The sequence below is a fragment of the Pararhizobium sp. A13 genome (genome assembly GCF_040126305.1).
Lineage (GTDB): Bacteria > Pseudomonadota > Alphaproteobacteria > Rhizobiales > Rhizobiaceae > Pararhizobium.
This window is the reverse complement of record NZ_CP149510.1, coordinates 2,498,499-2,517,932: the sequence shown is the minus strand read 5'-3', so window position 1 is coordinate 2,517,932 and position 19,434 is coordinate 2,498,499. Positions and strand designations below refer to the sequence as shown.

Genomic DNA, 19,434 nt, shown 5'->3' with positions numbered 1-19,434 from the left:
AAACGAGGGCCCGCTCCGGCGGGCTCTGTCCATTTTGCAATGATGACATGCAATTCCCTCAAGTCCTTGTGGCTTGAAGGGCCGATGACCCGATACAATATGTGCAACGCGTTCCTGCCCTTAGGATAAAGGCCAACAGCGATGACCCATTTGCGATCCGAAGAGATCAACGACGAATTCGATGGCGATACGCTGCACGAGGAATGCGGCGTCTTCGGCATCCTGGGGCACCAGGACGCCGCGACGCTCACTGCGCTCGGCCTGCATGCGCTGCAGCATCGTGGACAGGAAGCGGCGGGCATCGTCACCTTCGACGGCAAGCAGTTCCGTACCGAAAAGCGCATGGGCCTGGTCGGCGACCACTATACCGATCCGGCGATCCTGGCAAAGCTGCCCGGTTCGATCGCCATCGGCCATACCCGTTACTCCACCACCGGCGAAGTCGCCTTGCGCAACGTACAGCCGCTGTTTGCCGAACTGGAAGTCGGCGGCATCGCCATTGCCCATAACGGCAACTTCACCAACGGCCTGACGCTTCGCCGCCAGATCATTGCGACCGGCGCCATCTGTCAGTCGACCTCGGACACCGAGGTCGTGCTTCACCTGATTGCCCGCTCGCGCCATAGCTCGACGGCAGACCGCTTTATTGACGCCATCCGGCAAATGGAGGGCGGCTATTCGATGCTCGCCATGACGCGCACCAAGCTGATTGCCGCGCGCGACCCCACCGGCATTCGGCCGCTGGTCATGGGCGAACTCGACGGCAAGCCGATCTTTTGCTCGGAAACCTGCGCGCTCGACATCATTGGCGCGAAATACATCCGCGACGTCGAGAACGGCGAAGTCATCATCTGCGAAATCCAGCCCGATGGTTCGATCCAGATCGATGCGCGCAAGCCGGTCAACCCTCAGCCGGAACGGCTCTGCCTGTTTGAGTACGTCTATTTCGCCCGTCCCGATTCGGTCGTCGGCGGCCGCAGCGTCTATGTGGCGCGCAAGAACATGGGCATCAATCTCGCCAAGGAATCACCGGTCGAGGCAGACGTGGTCGTACCGGTTCCGGATGGCGGCACGCCGGCGGCACTTGGTTATGCCCAGGCGAGCGGCATTCCCTTCGAATATGGCATCATCCGCAACCACTATGTCGGCCGCACCTTCATCGAGCCGACGCAGCAGATCCGCGCCTTCGGCGTCAAGCTGAAGCATTCGGCCAACCGCGCCATGATCGAAGGCAAGCGCGTCGTGCTGGTCGACGATTCGATCGTGCGCGGCACGACCTCGCTGAAGATCGTGCAGATGATCCGCGATGCGGGCGCAACCGAAGTCCATGTCCGCGTTGCGAGCCCAATGATCTTCTATCCCGATTTCTACGGCATCGACACGCCGAATGCCGACAAGCTGCTCGCCAACCAGTATGCCGACGTCAAGGCGATGGCGAAATATATCGGTGCCGACTCGCTGGAGTTCCTGACGATCGACGGCCTGTATCGCGCCGTCGGCGGCGAAGACCGCAATCCGGCCCGTCCGCAGTTCACCGATCATTATTTCACCGGTGATTATCCGACCCGGCTTCTGGACAAGAATGGCGAGACTGCCGGTCTCAAGCTATCGGTTCTTGCCAGCAACGGCTGACGCTGTTCCTCGAATCGGAAAGGATTCGAGGAAACTGCCCTTCGGCTCTTGAACCTGCCGCACCATGTCTTGCGTCTTCGCCCAGACGTGTGGCACAGCAGGGCCGCATCAATGAATTCGGAGCCACCCAGACATGATCGATCTCAAGGGCCGCATAGCACTGGTCACCGGCGCATCGCGCGGCATCGGCTATTTCACCGCGCTTGAACTGGCCAAAGCCGGCGCCCAGGTGATCGCCTGCGCCCGCACCATCGGTGGGTTGGAAGAGCTGGACGACGCGATCAAGGCCGCCGGCGGATTGCCGGCGACACTGGTTCCCTTCGATCTTGCCGACATGGCAGCGATCGACAAGCTCGGCGGCGCCATCCATGAGCGCTGGGGCAAGCTCGATATCCTCGTTGCCAATGCCGGCTTGCTGGGCGTCATCTCGCCGATCGGTCATGTCGAGGCCAAGGTGTTCGAGAAGGTGATGACCATCAACGTCACCGCGACATGGCGGCTGATCCGCTCCGTCGATCCGCTGCTTCAACAGTCGGACGCTGGCCGTGCACTCATCCTGTCCTCCAGCGCCGCCCACAAGTGCAAGCCGTTTTGGGGGCCTTACTCCGCCTCCAAAGCCGCAGTCGAGGCCCTGGCACGCACCTGGGCCGGCGAGACGCAACGCCTGCCGCTGCGCATCCTCAGCGTCGATCCGGGCGCGACCCGCACCGCCATGCGGGCGCAAGCCATTCCCGGTGAGGACCCATCAACCGTGCCGCATCCTTCGGAAGTCGCCGCCAAGCTGCTGCCGCTGGTCGGCCCGGACCAGACGGAGACCGGCAAGCTCTTCATCCTGCGCGAAAACCGGATCGTCGACTATCGGCTGCCGGATTGATCACTGGATACCAGAATGAAAAAAGCCGCTGCGGGTCGCTCGCAGCGGCTTTTTTGATGGCAACAAACACCCTACTTCTTGTCTTCCGGCAACCCGTCGTCGACCGGCACCGGATGGTCCGGATGCAGGGGCCAGTCGCCGTATTTCTTCTGCCACTTGCGCGCGCCGAACGGCAGGCTGATGAGATATCCGACCGCCGTGATCACCATCGTCTCCCAGGTGAAGCTCATCAGCGTCGCGACATAGAGAACGACGAAGAGGATGACGGGCAGGACGAGATCGCGGCGCACGCGGTTTTCCGACTTGCCGGACCAGACCGGCAGGCGGCTGACCAGCAGGAAGGCGATCAGCACGGTATAGGCGGATGAAACGAGAGCGACGACGCGATCCGGGGCAAGACCGAGAAGGCCGAGATACATCGGCAGGAGGACCAGCATGGCGCCGGCCGGCGCCGGCACGCCGACGAAATATTCCGACTGCCAGGAGGCTTTTACCTCGCGCTCGGCCATGACGTTGAAGCGGGCAAGGCGCAGGCCGGCAGCGATGACATAGATCAGCGCGGCAATCCAGCCGAGCGAGCGGGCCTGGTCGAGAACAAAGGCGTAGAGAACGAGCGCGGGCGCGACGCCGAAATTGACGATGTCGGCGAGCGAATCCATCTGGGCGCCAAACTTCGAAGTCGCCTTCATCAGCCGCGCCACACGGCCGTCGATACCATCGAGGAAGGCTGCGACCAGCACCATGGCGACGGCAAGTTCAAAGCGGTTTTCGAAGGCAAGCCGGACGCCGGAGAGGCCGGCGCAAATGGCAAGCACGGTGATCATATTGGGCACGATCAGCCGCAGCGGAATTTCCCTGAGGCGCGGACCGCGCGCCTCGTCGTTCGGGCCATTCGGTTCAAAGGACGGAAAGGGCGTTTCCATGACGTACTCCTGTTCCCGTTACCGAGCGCCTGCCATCAACCGCGGCGGCTGATGACCGGACCCTTTGCAGAACCGAACTCAGCCAGGACGGTTTCGCCAGCGACGGCCGTCTGGCCGAGGCTGACGCGCGGCTGGGCGCCTTCGGGCAGGAAGACGTCGAGGCGGGAACCGAAACGGATGAGGCCGAAGCGCTCGCCGGGCTGCAGCGCATCGTTTTCAGCCGACCAGCAGACGATGCGGCGGGCGACAAGACCGGCGATCTGGACAACGCCGATCTCGCCATGCGCCGTCTCGATGACAAGACCGTTGCGCTCGTTTTCGTGGCTTGCCTTGTCGAGATCGGCATTGACGAACTTTCCGGCGCGATAGGCGATACGGCGGATGGTGCCGCGCACCGGCGAGCGGTTCACGTGGCAGTTGAAAACGTTCATGAAGACCGAGATGCGCAGCATCGGCGTGGTGCCGAGACCAAGCTCTTCCGGCGGCGTCACCAGCGCGATCGACGAGACACGGCCGTCTGCCGGGCTGATGACCAGATCGTCATCGAGCGGCGTCATGCGTTCCGGATCGCGGAAGAAATATGCGCACCAGGCAGTCAGGATGAAACCGATCCACATCAGCGGCTCCCAGAGAAACCCGAGAAGCAGCGAAACGACGAAGAAACCGGCGATGAAGCGATAGCCTTCCTTGTGGACCGGGACCAGCGTGTTGCGCACCGAATTGATCAAGCTCATGAACAGGGATCTCCAGATTTTCGTTCGGTTAGGACGTACAGGGAAAAAGCAGCAGTTGGTAGTCGTTAGTGAGTAGTGAGCCGCGAGAAGTTCTGAGAACGCTGGCTATCCACTGCTCACTGCTTACTATCACTCCTCACTCCCCTATCACATCGCCGCTGCACCGCGCACCACGACACCCAGATCGTCGCTCTCGCGGACCTTCTTCAGCGTTTCCTCGGCCTGGGTCGCTTCGCGCTGGCGGTTCCACATCGAGGCGTAAAGGCCGTCGCGGTCGATAAGTTCCCCATGGGTGCCGCGCTCGGCGATGCCGCCGTCCTTCAAGACGATGATCTCGTCGGCGTGGATGACCGTCGACAGGCGGTGGGCGATGACCAGCGTCGTGCGGTTCTGCGAGACGATATCGAGCGCCGTCTGGATCTCCTGCTCGGTGCGGGTGTCGAGCGCCGAGGTCGCCTCGTCGAGGATGAGGATCGGCGGGCTTTTCAGCACCGTGCGGGCGATGGCGACACGCTGCTTCTCGCCGCCCGACAGCTTCAAGCCGCGCTCGCCGACCATGGCGCCGTAGCCCTCCGGAAGGCTCTCGATGAACTCACCGATCTGGGCGATATCCGCCGCCGCCTCGATCTCCGCCTGCGTGGCGGAGGTGCGGCCGTAGCGGATGTTGTAGGCGATCGTGTCGTTGAACAGCACCGTATCTTGCGGCACCATGCCGATCACGGCCCGCAGGCTCTTCTGCTTCACGTCGCGGACGTCCTGGCCATCGATGGTGATGGCGCCCTCCTGGACATCGTAGAAGCGGTAGAGGAGCCGCGACAGCGTCGATTTGCCGGCGCCCGAGGGACCGACCACGGCGACGGTCTTTCCTGCCGGTACCTCAAAGCTGATGCCCTTGAGGATCGGACGGGCCGGATCATAGGCGAAATGCACGTCCTTGAAGGCGATCGCGCCGCGGTCGATCACCAATTCCCTGGCATCCGGGCTATCCACGACCTCCGCCTCGACCTCGAGCAGCTCGAACATCTGCTCGATATCCGTCAGGCCCTGGCGGATTTCGCGATAGACGAAGCCGATGAAGTTCAACGGGATGGCAAGTTGGATCAGCATCGCGTTGATGAAGACGAAATCGCCGAGCGTCTGTTCGCCACGCTGGACGGCAAGCGCCGACATCACCATCATGACCGCTGTGCCCGCGCCGAAAATCAGCGCCTGGCCGAAGTTGAGCCAGCCGAGCGAGGTCCAGACCTGTGTCGCCGAACGCTCGTAGCGCGCCATGGACTGGTCGAAACGCTTGGCTTCCATCTCCTCGTTGCCGAAATATTTGACCGTCTCGAAATTAAGGAGGGAATCGATCGCCTTCGTATTGGCGTCCGTATCGCTGTCGTTCATCGAGCGGCGGATCGAGATGCGCCAGTCGCTGGCCTTGATCGTGAACCAGATATAGAGCCAGACGGTGATGGCGGTCACCAGCAGATAGCTGAAGCCATAGCCCCACCAGAAGACCACTGCCGTCATAAGGAACTCGATCAGGGTCGGCACCGTGTTGAGGATGGTGAAACGGACGATCGTCTCTATGCCCTTGGTGCCGCGCTCGATGATGCGCGACAGGCCGCCGGTGCGGCGTTCCAGGTGGAAGCGGAGCGACAGCTGGTGCATGTGGACGAATGTGCGATAGGCAAGCTGGCGCACGGCATGCTGGCCGACGCTCGCAAACAGCGCGTCGCGCAGCTGGTTCAGCCCCGCCTGCAGCAAACGCGCCAGGTTATAGGCCAGCACCAGCATCACGGCGCCGGTGAAGACGGCCGGGAGAACGCCGACAATGTCGGTCTTGCCGTTCAGTGCGTCGGTCGCCCATTTGAAGAAATAAGGCACGAGCAGGAGCACGATCTTGGCGACCAGCAGGATGAGGGTCGCCCAGACGACACGCATCTTGAGGTCTATACGGTCGCTCGGCCACATATAGGGCCAGAGATTGATGATCGTCTGCAGCGGATTGCCTGCGTCCGCCGATACCGTCTTCTTCTGCGCTGCCACGTGTGTTTCCGCCTTCGTTCTCCGGCTGCCTTTTCAGCAACAGCCGTCCTTGCGTGCCTGAGGTGTCATGCCGATGACAGACATGAAAGCACGTGCATGGAATTCCAATCAAAAGCGGCGCCTCTCTCAAGGCGCCGCTTTTGGGCTCACATAGGTCTCACGATGGCCGGCCGCAATGGAGCAGCCGGTAAAAAGCGATCAGCGCAGACCCTTCATGCGCTTGCGGTGCATTTCCCGCGATTCGTCTTCCGACATGGCTTCGTCCGGCACGCCGAAGACTTGGCCGGGCAGGATACGGTCCGGATTGCTGATCTGGTCCTCGTTGGCGAGATAGATTGTCGTATAGCGCACGCCGGCACCATAGACCCGGCGCGAGATCTGCCAGAGCGTATCACCACGGCGGATGATCACCGAGGTCTTGCTCTGCTGCAGCGGAGCCTGCTGCACCGTCTGCGGCTCGGCGGCAGCCTGCCCGGTTGCCGGTTTCTCGGCCGGTGCGGCGTTGTCGCCGCCTGCAGTCGCGGCAGCGCCGGACTCTGCGGAAGGTGTGGCTGACTCCGCGGCAGGTTTCTCAGCCGTTTCCACTGCCGGCTTTGCGACATCGTTCTGTACCGGCGTCGCCGGAGTATCGGTCGCAACTGCGTTGCCGCCGGTGCCGTCGGTGCGCGGCATCAGCGCCGAGCCGACCGCTGCCTCGATCTTACCAAGCGATGCGGAAACGCTGGCTGCATCGGTCGGCAGCGACTTCAGCATGGCAAGCGCATCGGCCGCGGCCTTGGCCGTCTTGGCCGCCATTTCCTTGACGCTGGCATCGAGATTGTCGGCGACCTTGAAATCGGCGAGCGACTTCAACGCGATTTCGGTTGCAGAGCGTGCTGCCGCCAGTTCTTCGGCCGTCGGCACCTTGCCGTCCGCGTACAAACCCTTGAGCAGACCGAGCGCCTTCGTCGCCTCCATCCGCAGACCATCGAAGCTGCCGCCCTCGAAGGGCGCGACAGCCCCTTGCGCGTTGGGCTGAGCCACCGCTGCCACCTGATCGCCGGCCGGACGATCGAAGGGAACGGCGGCGCGCATCTCAACCTTGCTGCCATCGGCGCCCAGCACGTCGGCGCGGATCGTGTGGTTTCCGACCGGCAGGTCGATCGTACCCTCGACCACGAACCGTCCCTGCTCGTCGGCCTTCATCTCGCCGACAAGCTTGTCATCGGCATAAATGCGAACCAGCGCGCCGGCCTTGGCGTTGCCGGCAACGAAGATCTTCTTGCCTTCGATCTCGACGGCAGAGACAGCGACAGCCGGGTTCTCGCCGGTTGCCGGAACGGCCGCATCTCCCGTGGCCGGGGTCTGGGCCGAAACGGCGCTATCCGTCACCGTGGCGGATGCGCCGGGAACAGGCTCTGCCTTTGCGACTTCGCCTGTCGCCGTCGTGGATTGAGCAGCCGGATCAGCAGAGTTTGCCTCGACCGCCGGTTTGGTGATGATGCGGCTTGCCTCGCCCGGCTTCGAGACCATGGCAAGCAGTTCGCCGGCCTTGTCCTTGGGGATCGAAACGGTAGCAACTTCTTCCGAGGACTTGGTCACACCGTTTTCCCCGACGCTGCGCAGCGTCAGCTGATAATCGCCGGCTGCAAGCGGCTTGTCGAAGATCGCGGCAAAATCACCCGTCGCGCCGACGTCGGCCGTGCCGATGACCGTATCGCCGTTGACGATTTCAAGCTTGGTGTTGGGCTGAGCCCGCCCGGCAATGACCGTCGAGCCATCCGGCTCGACACGCAGGACATCGAACCCCGGCACCGTCCATTCGGCAGCCGGATCGGCAGACTTGCCGGTGTTGGTCGCCGCCTCACCCTCAGCCGCAGGCCGCGCGCTCTTCGTATCGGCCAGGGTTGCCGGGCTATCCACCGGCGCGTCGGCAGTGAGGGTGTCCTTGCCTTTGTTGATATTCGGCAGGACAAAGAAAAACATCAGCAGGGATGCAATTGCCAGGACGATAAGGGCCACCCAGCCGGCCTTGTTCTTCATCATGCACATCTCCAAATGGCCGGGAGCCGGCTGCGCCCGAAATGGACACCAGAGGACGACTCTCCCGAAGCCTACATGCCTGCCGCTTTCCGTTTTCCTAACCAGACGGAATCAGCCCTGCACATATCGTCAGCTTATTCCTGAAAACGCTAACGATTTCCGTCGCTTTCTACAAGCATCGCCTCATGTCCGGGCCAGGCCGCGCCCCTGTTTTCCGTCATTTTTCTTGACGCCTGCTGCGGTGGGATGTCTTTTTGGACCATGAGTGAGAAAAATATCCCGATTCGATCCATCTGCGTTTATTGCGGCTCCCAGCCCGGCCGCGATAAATCCTACATCGATGCCGGCCGCATTCTGGGCAAATCCATCGCCGAGAATCATCTCCGGCTCGTCTATGGCGGCGGCACGAAGGGCATCATGGGCGCAGTCGCAAGCGGCGTTCTCTCGCATGGCGGGCGCGTTACCGGCATCATACCAGAATTTCTCATGGATATGGAGGCCACCCGTCATTCGCTGGGACAGCTCAGCGAATTGATCGTCACGCCGGACATGCATGACCGCAAGCACAAGATGTTCGAGCGTGCCGACGCCTTTGTCACCCTACCGGGCGGCATCGGCACGCTGGAAGAGATCGTCGAGATCATGACTTGGGCGCAGCTCGGCCGTCACCGCAAGCCGATCGTGCTCGTCAATATCAACGGCTTCTGGGATCCGCTGATGACGCTGATCCAGCATATGGCGGAAGCCGGTTTCATCCACACCGCCCATCTCGTCCAGCCGCTCGTCATCGACGCCGCCGAGGAAGTCGTTCCGGCGTTGTTGGCTCACTGGGCAAGCGATGTCGACCGCGACGGTGAAGCCGCGATCATCTCCAAGCTTTGATATTTTTTTGACTGTCCCAGCCCGAACTATTCGGCGGGAGTTGGCGGCGCCGCGCGGCGGGCGCGGCTTTCCATGAGCATCGACGTCGAATAGACGGCCAGTGCCGCCCAGATCAGGATGAAGGCGATCAGCTTCGACGTACCGAAGGGCTCGTGGAAGACGAACACGGCGATGATGAAGATCATCGTCGGAGCGATATACTGCATGATGCCGATGGTGGAGAGCTTCAGCAGCTTGGCGCCGTTGGCATAGATCATCAGCGGAACCGCCGTGACGACACCGCAGGCCATGAGCCAGGCGACATCGGCCCAGCCGGTGTCGGAGAAATGCCCCTGCCCCGAGGCTTCCAGATAGGCGATATAGCCGAGTGCGGGAATGCTGAGCAGCAGCACTTCCAGGAAGAAGCCCTGATTGGGCCCGACCGGCAGGGTCTTGCGGAAGAAAGCATAGAGGCCCCAGGAGAGCGCCAGGCTGATAGAAACCCATGGCAGCCCGCCCGCATCGAAGGCGAGCACGACGACGGCGATGGCGGCGAGAACGATCGCGATGATCTGCGCCGGATTGAGCTTCTCCTTCAAGAGCACTGCGCCGAGGAAAATCGAGAACAGCGGGTTGACGTAGTAGCCGAGCGCGGTTTCGAGCGCCCGCCCGGCTCCGATCGCCCAGACATAGATGCCCCAGTTGATGGTGATGAGAACGGCCGTCAGCATCGCCATCTTCAACATGCGCGGCGAGCGCAGCGCGGTCTTCACGTCATCCGTGCGGCCGAGCAGGATGAGGACGGCGCCGGCAAGCGGCACCGACCAGACGATCCGATGGGCGACGACCTCGAAAGCCGGAATATGCGCGACAGCCTTCATGAAGAAAGGGAGGAAACCCCATAGCAGATAGGCCGTCAGCGCGAAGGCAAAGCCGCGCGGCGAATCGCCGTTTTGCCCCACCGGTGTTTGTTTCGCATCAGCCACGGCGCTTCATCCCGTCAAGATTTTATCGTTGGGACCCGTCCTACTCCAAAGACCGTTGATCAACCAATTCATTTCCGTGAACTTGCATACAGCAAGGCTGATAGAGACCTCGGGAAAATAGGTGATATTTTGCGGGGTGCATTCCGCAGCTTCCCACCCTAGGTTTCAGGCAGGCAATGACGGGTCAGACGAAGGGACTTCACATGTCATCCAAGCTCGCGCTCCATCCGATAACCCGCCGCTCGCTGCTTAGCGGTGCCGCCGCCACTTCCGCGCTCATCCTGCTGCATCCCTTCGCTGCGCGTGCGGCCGCCAACCAGGCGCATCTGCGCATCATGGAAACGACCGACATCCACGTCCACGTCTTCCCTTACGACTATTACGGCGACAAGCCGAACGACACGATGGGGCTTGCCCGCACCGCCTCGATCATCGACGCCATCCGCGCCGAGGCCGGCAATTCCTTCCTTGTCGACAACGGCGACTTCCTGCAGGGCAACCCGATGGGCGACTACATGGCCTATCAGCGCGGCATGAAGGATGGTGACGTGCATCCGGTCATCAAGGCGATGAACGTGCTCGGTTACGAGGCGGGCACACTGGGGAACCATGAGTTCAACTATGGCCTCGACTACATGTTCAAGGTGCTCGCCGGGGCCAATTTCCCCTATGTCTGCGCCAACCTGACTAAAGGACAGCTCGCCTCCGACCCGAAGACGGACGAGCTGTTCTTCAAGCCCTATACGATCGTCGAGAAGATCGTGACCGATGGTTCCGGCGCCACCAGCCCGCTGAAGATCGGCATCATCGGCTTCGTGCCGCCGCAGATCATGCTCTGGGACATCAAGAACCTGGAGGGCAAGGCACAGACCCGCGACATCGTCGAGGCGGCGAAGGCCTGGATTCCGGCCATGAAGGAAGAAGGTGCCGACATCGTCATCGCGCTTTCCCACTCCGGCATCGACGGCAGCGGCCAGAGCGAGCGGATGGAGAATGCCTCGCTCTATCTCGCCGGCATCGAGGGCATCGACGCGGTCTTCACCGGCCACCAGCACCTCGTCTTCCCAGGGCCGAAGAGCTTCGACGGTATCGAGGGCGTCGATCCCGCCAAGGGCACGCTGCTCGGCAAGCCGGCCGTGATGGGCGGCTTCTGGGGCTCGCATCTCGGCCTGATCGACCTGCTCATCGAAAAGGACGGCAACAGCTGGAGGATCGTCGATTTCACCACCGAGGCGCGGCCGATCTATCACCGTGAGGACAAGAAGGTGGTCGCCGATGTGGCAGACCGGGCCGATGTGCTGAATGCCGCCAATGCCGAGCATGAGGCGACGCTTGCCTATATCCGCACGCCGGTCGGCAAGACCTCGGCGCCGCTCTATTCCTACTTCGCACTGGTGGCGGACGATCCGTCCGTGCAGATCGTCTCCAATGCGCAGACCTGGTATATCAAGGAGATGCTGAAGGACACCGAATACAAGGACCTGCCCGTGCTTTCGGCAGCTGCCCCGTTCAAGTCCGGCGGGCGCGGCGGCGCGGACTATTATACCGACGTCCCGGCCGGCGACATCGCCATCAAGAACGTCGCCGATCTCTATCTCTATCCGAACACCGTTCAGGCCGTCGTCATCACCGGGGCGCAGGTGAAGAACTGGCTGGAAATGTCAGCCGGCATGTTCAACACGATCGAGCCGGGTGCCAAGGATGTGGCTCTGCTGAACGCTAGCTTCCCCTCCTACAACTTCGATATCATCGACGGCGTGACCTATGAGATCGACCTCACGCAGCCGGCCAAATATGACAACGACGGCAAGGCCGTGAACGAGGGATCGAACCGCGTCCAGAACCTCTCCTTCGACGGCAAGCCGATCGATCCGACGCAGAAATTCGTCGTCGCCTCCAACAATTATCGCGCCGGCGGCGGCGGCAAGTTCCCGGAAATTGCCGCCGACAAGGTGGTATTCGCAGCGCCCGACACCAACCGCGACGTCATCGTCCGCTACATCATCGCCGAAGGCACCATCAACCCATCGGCGGACGGCAACTGGAGCTTCAAGCCGGTCGAGGGTGCCACCGCGATTTTCGAGAGCGGCCCGAAGGCGCGCGGACTGATCGCGGATGTCAGGGGCGTCAAGATCGAGGATGCGGGGGATGGTGCGGACGGGTTTGCGAAGTTTAGGCTGGTGTTGTGAACGGGCGTACTGCGACCCGTTTAAACGACCTCTATCAATGTTTCGCCGCGCGCAAGCGCGGCGGCAATTGCCGGTAGAACGACTTCGAACCGGACGAGAAGTTGGTGGCGTCGCGTATTAGGCCACCTGATCCAGACCACAGCCGGGCCAGCTTGCGTGAACACCTTGTGCTGGGCAAAGTCCTCGTCCTTCGTCACGATGACCCACCCCTCAATCAAAGCGCAGTCCCAAATCAGCCGGTCGGTCGCGGCTTGTATTCCCTTTTCAGAGACATGCGCGGCTTCGTAGCCGCGCAAAGTCAGCCAACGCGCGAGCACCGGCGGCAACTGGGCATCGACCAGGAAGCGCATTACGCGACGTGAAGGACAGGATGATCGCTTTGGCGCGCGGCATATTCGAGCGCGGCCTGGACGTCGCCCTCTTCGAGCGCGGGGTAATCCTGAAGAATCTCAGCATGACTGGCTCCTGCCGCCAGCAGGTCCAGCACGTCCTTGACGCGGATGCGAAGGTTGCGAAGCGTCGGGCGGCCGCCGCACTGCTCTGGATCGACGGTAATCCGATGGATTTCGCTCATTGCAGTCTCCTCGATATTGTCACGCCGCACGCCCCAATAGTCATAACACAGCGCGAACCGGCGGTCGCCTCCCCTTGTCGTCTACTCAGCCGCCGCCAGCCCCGCCTGATCCCGGTTCTTCAACAGCTTGAACACGATCGAATCCATCAAAGCCTGGAAGGACGCGTCGATGATGTTGTCGGACACGCCGACCGTCCACCAGCGGGCGCCGGTGGCGTCGACCGATTCGATCAGGACGCGGGTGATCGCCCCGGTGCCGCCGTTGAGGATACGCACCTTGTAGTCCACCAATTCCAGATCCTCGATCTCTGACTGGTATTTGCCGAGGTCCTTGCGGAGCGCCAAATCGAGCGCATTGACGGGGCCATGGCCTTCGGCGACCGACATCATCGTCTCGCCATCGACCGAGACCTTCACCACGGCTTCCGAGACGGTCTTGAGCTTGCCGTTGGCATCGAAGCGGCGCTCGACCATGACGCGGAAACTGTCGACCAGGAAGAACTCCGGCACCGAACCGAGGATGCGCTGGGCGAGAATGGCGAAGCTCGCATCGGCGCCCTCATAGGCATAGCCGGTCGCCTCTCGTTCCTTGACGATCGCGATCAGCTTGTCGAGCTTCGGATCATCCTTGGAGACGACGATGCCGCGCCGTTTCAGGGCATTGATGAAATTGGCCTTGCCGCCCTGATCCGACACCATGACCTTGCGCAGATTGCCGACACTTTCCGGCGTCACATGCTCGTAGGTGCGCGGGTCCTTCAGCAACGCGGAAGCATGAATGCCGGCCTTGGTGGCGAAAGCGGAGGCGCCGACATAGGGCATCTGGTGGTCCGGCGAGCGATTCAGGAGTTCGTCGAAGGCGTGGGAAAGCTGGGTCAGCTCCTGCAGCCGATCGGCATCGATCGCTGTCTCAAAACGGCGGTTATAGGCTTCCTTGAGCGCGAGCGTCGGGATCAGCGTGACGAGATTGGCGTTGCCGCAGCGCTCGCCGATGCCGTTCAGCGTACCCTGGACCTGGCGCACGCCGGCCTCGACCGCAGCCAGAGAATTGGCGACCGCCTGGCCGGTGTCGTTATGGGCATGAATGCCGAGATTGGCGCCGGGCACGCCATGGGCGATCACCGCGGCGACGATGTCGCGGATTTCCGGCGGCTGGGTGCCGCCATTGGTGTCGCAGAGCACGACCCAGCGGGCGCCGGCGTCATAGGCCGTCTTGGCGCAGGCCAGTGCATAGCCGGGATTGGCCTTGTAGCCGTCGAAAAAATGCTCGCAATCGATCATCGCCTCGCGGCCGCTTTGAACGACGGCTTCGACGGACGTGCGGATCGCCTCGAGATTCTCCTCGTTGGAACAGCCGAGCGCCACGCGGACGTGATAATCCCAGCTCTTGGCGACAAGACAGATCGCGTCGCTTTGCGCCTGCAAGAGGCTCGTCAGCCCGGGATCGTTGGACGCCGACACGCCGGCGCGCTTGGTCATGCCGAAGGCAACGAAGCGTGCCTTCTCGGTGCGCTTCTTATCAAAAAACTCCGTATCGGTCGGGTTGGCACCGGGATAACCGCCTTCGACATAGTCCATGCCGAATTCGTCCAGCATCTTGGCGATGGCGATCTTGTCCTCGACGGAAAAATCGATGCCGGGCGTTTGCTGCCCGTCGCGAAGCGTGGTGTCGAAGAGATAGATGCGTTCTCTGGTCATGCGGCTCCTCCAAGGAGCAATGTCTTTCGTCGTTGCGGGGCGTTACCCCCCTCTGTCGGCTTCGCCGACATCCCCCCCTCAAGGGGGGAGATGTGCCGCAAGTGTTGCGCGACCCTTACTCCGAAATCAGCGCGGGAAAAGAGCAATCTCCCCCCTTGAGGGGGAGATGTCACGAAGTGACAGAGGGGGGTAACCCGCGGCAGATTCAAAACCATCGACAGTTCCATCTCGTTCACACCTTCCCCGCAAACCGGTCGGTCGCCCGGATGAGCTTGTCGAGAATGCCGGGCTCGGAATAGGCGTGGCCTGCTCCTTCGACCAGATGGAATTCCGCTTGACCCCAAGCCTTGTGCAGCGCCCAGGCATATTTCGCCGGACACGGCATGTCGTAGCGACCGTGGACGATGACGCCCGGAATGCCTTGAAGCTTGTGGGCGTCACGCAGAAGCTGCCCTTCCTCCAGCCAGCCGGCATTGACGAAGAAGTGGTTTTCGATCCGGGCGAAGGCGTAGGCGAACTCGTCTTCCTCGAATTTGTCGCTGGTCGAGGGTTCCGGCAAGAGCGTGATCGTCTCGCCTTCCCAGATGCTCCAGGCCTTCGCGGCGGCGAGACGGGTCGCCTTGTGATCGCTCGTCAGGCGCCGGTGATAGGCGAGCATCATCTCATGGCGCTCGTCCTGGGGGATCGGCGCGATGAAGCGCTCCCACTTGTCCGGGAACATTTCCGAGACGCCGAACTGATAGTACCAGTCGAGCTCGGCCCTCGTCAGTGTATAGATGCCGCGCACGACGAGTTCCGACACCCGTTCCGGATGCTTTTGCGCATAGGCGAGCGCCAGCGTCGAGCCCCAGGAACCGCCGAAGACCAGCCATTTGTCGACGCCGGCCAATTCGCGCAGCCGCTCGATATCGGCAACCAGATGCCAGGTCGTATTGGCCGCAAGTTCGGCATGCGGGGTCGACTTGCCGCAGCCGCGCTGATCGAACAGGGTCACGTCGTAGAGCTTCGGATCGAACAGGCGGCGGTGGCTTGGCGAAATCGTGCCGCCGGGGCCACCATGCAGGAAGACGGCGGGTTTTGCGCCGGGTGTGCCGACCCTTTCCCAATAGATGACGTGGCCATCGCCGACGTCGAGATGGCCGGACGCGTAGGGTTCGATTTCCGGATAAAGCGTGCGCAGTTCTGATGTCATAGATTCAAACCATGGGTGGGCCATTCGGCCATGTCGTGATCGGGATGTTGAAAAGAGATGATCTGCTCCTGCTTTGAATAGTAGTCCGGATCATCATGGACCGGCTGGTCGAAAATCGTCGTCACCCAGGGCAACCGGGCTGCATAATTGACCTGTATCTGCGGCGCGAGATCGGAGCGGTCGTCGAAAGCGCCGATGGCGATTTCGAGGCCGCCGGGATGGCGGTAGGTCAGCGGCGTGCCGCAGGATGAGCAAAAACCGCGGCTGATGTTCACCGATGATTGGAAATAGCTGGGTTCGCCGCGTGTCCACTCCGTCTCACCTTTGACCGTGACGAGCGGACCGAAGAAACCGCCGAAAGCTTTTTGACACATGCGGCAATGGCAGATCGACGGGCGGCCAAGCGCTCCGTGAATCCTGAAGCGCACGGCGCCGCACTGGCAGCCTCCGGTTCGAATGGTCTCGGTCATGTCTATTCCTCCGGTGGCCAATGTTCAGTGTCGAAATCGGGATGCTGACGGTTCGATTCAAGGATCGCCAGATGCCGCTCGGCACCGGACTTGTTGCCGGCATCTGTTTCTCCGCCCGGCAGTCCCGCCAGATGTGAAAACCAGGGTACGCGCGATTCCACGCCAGACTGCGTCAACGGCCGCACATCGTAGGGATCGTCGAGCGAACCGAGCACGATATTGATGAAATCCGCCCCCGGCATGTCATAGAACAACGGCGTGCCGCAGGCGGCGCAAAATCCGCGCCGGGCGAATTCGGAGGAGTGAAACCAACTCGGCTCCCCCCGCGTGAGGCGGAACGACGCGAGCGCCGCATTGGCAAGCGGCATGAAATAGTTGCCGGCCGCCTTCTGGCACATGCGGCAATGGCACAAATGCGGATCGCCGAGCGTGCCTTCCGCCCGATAGCGCACCGCGCCGCACTGGCAGCCGCCCGTATAGATGCGGGAAATGCTCATTCGCGCTCCTTCGGTGGCCACTCGGCCGTATCGCGGTCCGGATGCTGGTAAGACACGAGCGTCGCAAGAAAGGACGCCGCATCCTGATCCGCCATCGTGTCCTCGCCCGGCAGGCTCGGAATATGGTCGACATAGGGCAGCTTGGCCTCGATGCCCCACTGGATCTTCGGAACGATGCCCTCCGGCTTGTCGAAGGCCGCGATCGCCAGAGCCACGCCATCCGGCGCCTCATAGGTCAGCGGCGTGCCGCAATCGCGGCAGAAACCGCGGGACACCGCATTCGACGACTGAAAACGTTTCGGCTCGCCACGCGTCCAGGTGAGCTTGGCCCCTCGCACGGAGACCAGCGGCAGGTAGAAATTCCCGGCCGCCTTCTGGCACATCCGGCAGTGGCAGATGGAGGCGTCGCCGAGCGTGCCTTCGACGCGGAAACGGACAGCACCGCATTGGCAGCCGCCGGTGTGGACGAGGTCAGTCATGGGTGATCCTTCCAACGCGGTCGACTGCTGGCGCTTTCGCCCTCGATCGGTGGCTCGGCGTCTGCTGGTTGGATGATGAGCCGGTCACCGTCAGGATAGATGACGAGATTTTCCGTCAGAGGCGCAAGCTCCTCTGGTATCTCGATGAACTGTCCTTCGGCGTCTCTCTGCAATGTTACGCGATAGGTGGTGCCCATTGTTCTTTCTCCGCAATTAGCCCGTCCCGGATAACCAGAAGGATGTGCTGACAGACATTGTCGATGTCTTTCAACACATCATCATTCCAGAAGCGAACCACCGTCCAGCCATCTCGCTCCAGGCGCGCCGTTCGCTGCTGATCGTAGGCAATGCGATCCTCGTTTGCGTGCTGAGAACCGTCAAGCTCGACGATCAAGCGATGAGCCGGGCAGGCGAAATCGACTATGAAGCCAGCCACAGGCATCTGCCTGCGAAAACTGAGGCCCATCAGTCGGTGTGCACGGAGGGCACTCCACAATTTCAACTCCGCCTCCGTCATCGCCCTGCGCATGCGCCGGGCGTTTGAGCGGATTTGCGAAGAAACCTCACCGTGCGGCACGATACCCCCTCTGTCACTTCGTGACATCTCCCCCACAAGGGGGGAGATCAGTCGCGGCGCCTGCATTCGTCACATCGCGACCTCCGACAAACTGAAACAGCGGGGTGCTTTCAAACCAACGCGATACTTCAGCAACTCCGAAAACCCAAGATGGCACCCAAGCGCCGCCACGCGTCCCCGATCTCCCCCCTTGTGGGGAGATGTCACGAAGTGACAGAGGGGGGTGGCAAGGCTCACCGCTTGACATCCCAGGTCGTGACCCGCTCGCCGGTCGCCGGGTCCTTGCTGTCCTTGAGCTGGATACCCTTGGTTGCAAGATCCTCGCGGATCTTATCGGCTTCGGCGAAGTTCTTGGCCTTCAGCATTTCCAGCCGCATCGCCACCAGGGCGTCAACAGCGGAGGCCAGGGCTTCGTCCACTTCGGTTTTCTTCGGCTGAACGCCGAGCAGAGCCGCACTCGCGGCGAAGGCAGGAAGCAGAGCCGGATTGGCATTGGCCGCCTGGGCGAGAGCGTGCAGAGCCTGCACCGCCGCAACGGTGTTCAGGTCGTCCGCAAGCGCGTTGACCACCGAGGCATCCGCCGCCCCGCCGATTTCCTTGACCGCGGGCCATTTGGCAAGCAAACGCTCCGCCTCTTCCAGCCGCTTGATCGAAAAATCGATCGGCTCGCGGTAATGCGTCATCAGCATGGCCAGCCTCAAAACCTCGCCCGGCCATTTGCGGCCGTCGAATTTTTCCGTGTGCAGCAATTCGTAGATGGTGACGAAGTTGCCTTCGGACTTCGACATCTTGCGGCCTTCGACCTGCAGGAAGCCGTTGTGCATCCAGACATTGGCCATGACATCCGTGCCGTGGGCGCAGCGCGACTGGGCGATCTCGTTTTCATGGTGCGGGAAGATCAGGTCCAGCCCGCCGCCGTGAATGTCGAAGATCTCGCCGAGATAACGCTGGCTCATCGCCGAGCATTCGATATGCCAGCCGGGACGGCCACGGCCCCAGGGGCTGTCCCAGCCGGGCTCGCTGTCGGACGACAGTTTCCACAGCACGAAATCGCCGGGATTCTTCTTGTGCGCCTCGACCGCGATACGGGCGCCGGCCTGCTGGTCATCGAGATTGCGGTTGGAGAGCCGGCCGTAGTCCGCCATCGATCGGGTATCAAACAACACTTCGCCCTCTGCCGCATAGGCATGGCCCTTGGCGACCAGCTTTTCGATGATGTCGATCATCTCACCGATATTGTCGGTCGCGCGCGGCTGCACCGTCGGATCAAGGCAGCCGAGCGCCTTGGCGTCCTCAAGATACTGCGTCTCGGTCTTTTCGGTGACGAGGCGAATGGCCTCGTTCAGCGGCAGGCCGGGATGGTCGCGCAGCGCCCGGGCGTTGATCTTGTCATCGACGTCGGTGATGTTGCGGGCATAGGTGACGTGGTTTTCGCCATAGACGTGGCGGAGCAGCCGGAACAGCACGTCGAAGACGATGGCAGGCCGCGCATTGCCGATGTGGGCGTAGTCATAGACGGTCGGGCCGCAGACATACATGCGGACATTCTGAGGGTCGATCGGCGCGAAAGCCGATTTCTCCCGTGTCAGCGTGTTGTACAGTTTCAATGTCGGCAGTCCGCCCATTCCAAATCTCCCATTCCGCATCACCGAATACACGCAGCCGCCCGGCTGGACCTTCGCGTTGTCATCT

At 61.9% G+C, this 19,434-nt stretch carries 19 protein-coding genes; 4 read left to right on the top strand and 15 right to left on the bottom strand.

The genetic code is table 11. From position 1 onward, the window contains the following. Positions 1-141: 141 nt before the first annotated feature. A complete protein-coding gene (gene purF, locus WI754_RS12350; RefSeq protein ID WP_349433710.1) occupies positions 142-1,632 on the top strand; it encodes an amidophosphoribosyltransferase in 1,491 nt (496 codons plus the stop codon). A 133-nt stretch (positions 1,633-1,765) separates the two neighbouring features. After that, positions 1,766-2,506: an SDR family NAD(P)-dependent oxidoreductase gene (locus WI754_RS12345; protein WP_349433709.1), complete on the top strand. Its 741-nt coding sequence runs from the start codon at positions 1,766-1,768 to the stop codon at positions 2,504-2,506. A 71-nt stretch (positions 2,507-2,577) separates the two neighbouring features. Here the strand turns inward: WI754_RS12345 and pssA are convergent, their stop codons facing one another. The 4 genes from pssA to WI754_RS12325 all read right to left on the bottom strand — a co-directional run bounded on the left by pssA (position 2,578) and on the right by WI754_RS12325 (position 8,222). Next, on the bottom strand, positions 2,578-3,429 hold the full coding sequence (gene pssA, locus WI754_RS12340) for a CDP-diacylglycerol--serine O-phosphatidyltransferase (protein WP_349433708.1): 852 nt from the start codon (positions 3,427-3,429) through the stop codon (positions 2,578-2,580). 35 nt (positions 3,430-3,464) lie between these two features. Further along, positions 3,465-4,163, bottom strand: coding sequence for a phosphatidylserine decarboxylase (locus tag WI754_RS12335; RefSeq protein ID WP_349433707.1), 699 nt, complete (start codon positions 4,161-4,163; stop codon positions 3,465-3,467). A 147-nt stretch (positions 4,164-4,310) separates the two neighbouring features. Continuing rightward, on the bottom strand, positions 4,311-6,197 hold the full coding sequence (locus tag WI754_RS12330) for an ABC transporter ATP-binding protein/permease (RefSeq protein ID WP_349433705.1): 1,887 nt from the start codon (positions 6,195-6,197) through the stop codon (positions 4,311-4,313). Between the two features lie 198 nt (positions 6,198-6,395). Next, positions 6,396-8,222, bottom strand: a complete 1,827-nt coding sequence (locus WI754_RS12325; RefSeq protein ID WP_349433704.1) for a LysM peptidoglycan-binding domain-containing protein — start codon at positions 8,220-8,222, stop codon at positions 6,396-6,398. Positions 8,223-8,480: 258 nt separating this feature from the next. Between WI754_RS12325 and WI754_RS12320 the strand changes: the two genes are divergently transcribed. Continuing rightward, positions 8,481-9,101: a TIGR00730 family Rossman fold protein gene (locus WI754_RS12320; protein ID WP_349433703.1), complete on the top strand. Its 621-nt coding sequence runs from the start codon at positions 8,481-8,483 to the stop codon at positions 9,099-9,101. 26 nt (positions 9,102-9,127) lie between these two features. Here the strand turns inward: WI754_RS12320 and rarD are convergent, their stop codons facing one another. Continuing rightward, entirely contained in the window at positions 9,128-10,066 is a 939-nt protein-coding gene (gene rarD, locus WI754_RS12315) for an EamA family transporter RarD (protein ID WP_349433702.1), read from the bottom strand. Between the two features lie 203 nt (positions 10,067-10,269). Between rarD and WI754_RS12310 the strand changes: the two genes are divergently transcribed. Further along, complete coding sequence (locus WI754_RS12310) at positions 10,270-12,255, top strand: bifunctional 2',3'-cyclic-nucleotide 2'-phosphodiesterase/3'-nucleotidase (RefSeq protein ID WP_349433701.1); 1,986 nt, start codon at positions 10,270-10,272, stop codon at positions 12,253-12,255. A 20-nt stretch (positions 12,256-12,275) separates the two neighbouring features. Here the strand turns inward: WI754_RS12310 and WI754_RS12305 are convergent, their stop codons facing one another. The 10 genes from WI754_RS12305 to cysS form a co-directional block, all read right to left on the bottom strand. After that, positions 12,276-12,605 carry a DUF5615 family PIN-like protein gene (locus tag WI754_RS12305; RefSeq protein ID WP_349433699.1) on the bottom strand — a complete coding sequence of 110 codons (330 nt, stop codon included), beginning with the start codon at positions 12,603-12,605 and terminating at the stop codon, positions 12,276-12,278. Further along, entirely contained in the window at positions 12,605-12,829 is a 225-nt protein-coding gene (locus WI754_RS12300) for a DUF433 domain-containing protein (RefSeq protein WP_349433698.1), read from the bottom strand. The genes WI754_RS12305 and WI754_RS12300 overlap by 1 nt, the downstream gene beginning before the upstream one ends. Before the next feature lie 81 nt (positions 12,830-12,910). Beyond that, positions 12,911-14,527, bottom strand: a complete 1,617-nt coding sequence (gene cimA / locus WI754_RS12295; protein WP_349433697.1) for a citramalate synthase — start codon at positions 14,525-14,527, stop codon at positions 12,911-12,913. Between the two features lie 232 nt (positions 14,528-14,759). Then, positions 14,760-15,719, bottom strand: coding sequence for a prolyl aminopeptidase (gene pip, locus WI754_RS12290; RefSeq protein ID WP_349433696.1), 960 nt, complete (start codon positions 15,717-15,719; stop codon positions 14,760-14,762). Beyond that, the gene (locus tag WI754_RS12285) at positions 15,716-16,189 is read right to left on the bottom strand and encodes a GFA family protein (protein WP_349433695.1); all 474 of its coding nucleotides are present in this window, start codon (positions 16,187-16,189) and stop codon (positions 15,716-15,718) included. Before WI754_RS12285 ends, pip begins: the two co-directional genes overlap by 4 nt. Positions 16,190-16,191: 2 nt before the next feature. Further along, the gene (locus tag WI754_RS12280; protein ID WP_349433694.1) at positions 16,192-16,686 is read right to left on the bottom strand and encodes a GFA family protein; all 495 of its coding nucleotides are present in this window, start codon (positions 16,684-16,686) and stop codon (positions 16,192-16,194) included. Continuing rightward, entirely contained in the window at positions 16,683-17,165 is a 483-nt protein-coding gene (locus WI754_RS12275; RefSeq protein WP_349433693.1) for a GFA family protein, read from the bottom strand. Before WI754_RS12275 ends, WI754_RS12280 begins: the two co-directional genes overlap by 4 nt. Beyond that, complete coding sequence (locus WI754_RS12270) at positions 17,162-17,362, bottom strand: hypothetical protein (RefSeq protein WP_349433691.1); 201 nt, start codon at positions 17,360-17,362, stop codon at positions 17,162-17,164. Before WI754_RS12270 ends, WI754_RS12275 begins: the two co-directional genes overlap by 4 nt. Next, on the bottom strand, positions 17,341-17,742 hold the full coding sequence (locus tag WI754_RS12265) for an endonuclease domain-containing protein (protein WP_349433690.1): 402 nt from the start codon (positions 17,740-17,742) through the stop codon (positions 17,341-17,343). Before WI754_RS12265 ends, WI754_RS12270 begins: the two co-directional genes overlap by 22 nt. A gap of 233 nt (positions 17,743-17,975) precedes the next feature. Then, positions 17,976-19,367 (bottom strand): cysteine--tRNA ligase, encoded by a 1,392-nt coding sequence (gene cysS, locus WI754_RS12260; protein WP_349433688.1) that lies wholly within the window; start codon positions 19,365-19,367, stop codon positions 17,976-17,978. Positions 19,368-19,434: the final 67 nt, after the last annotated feature.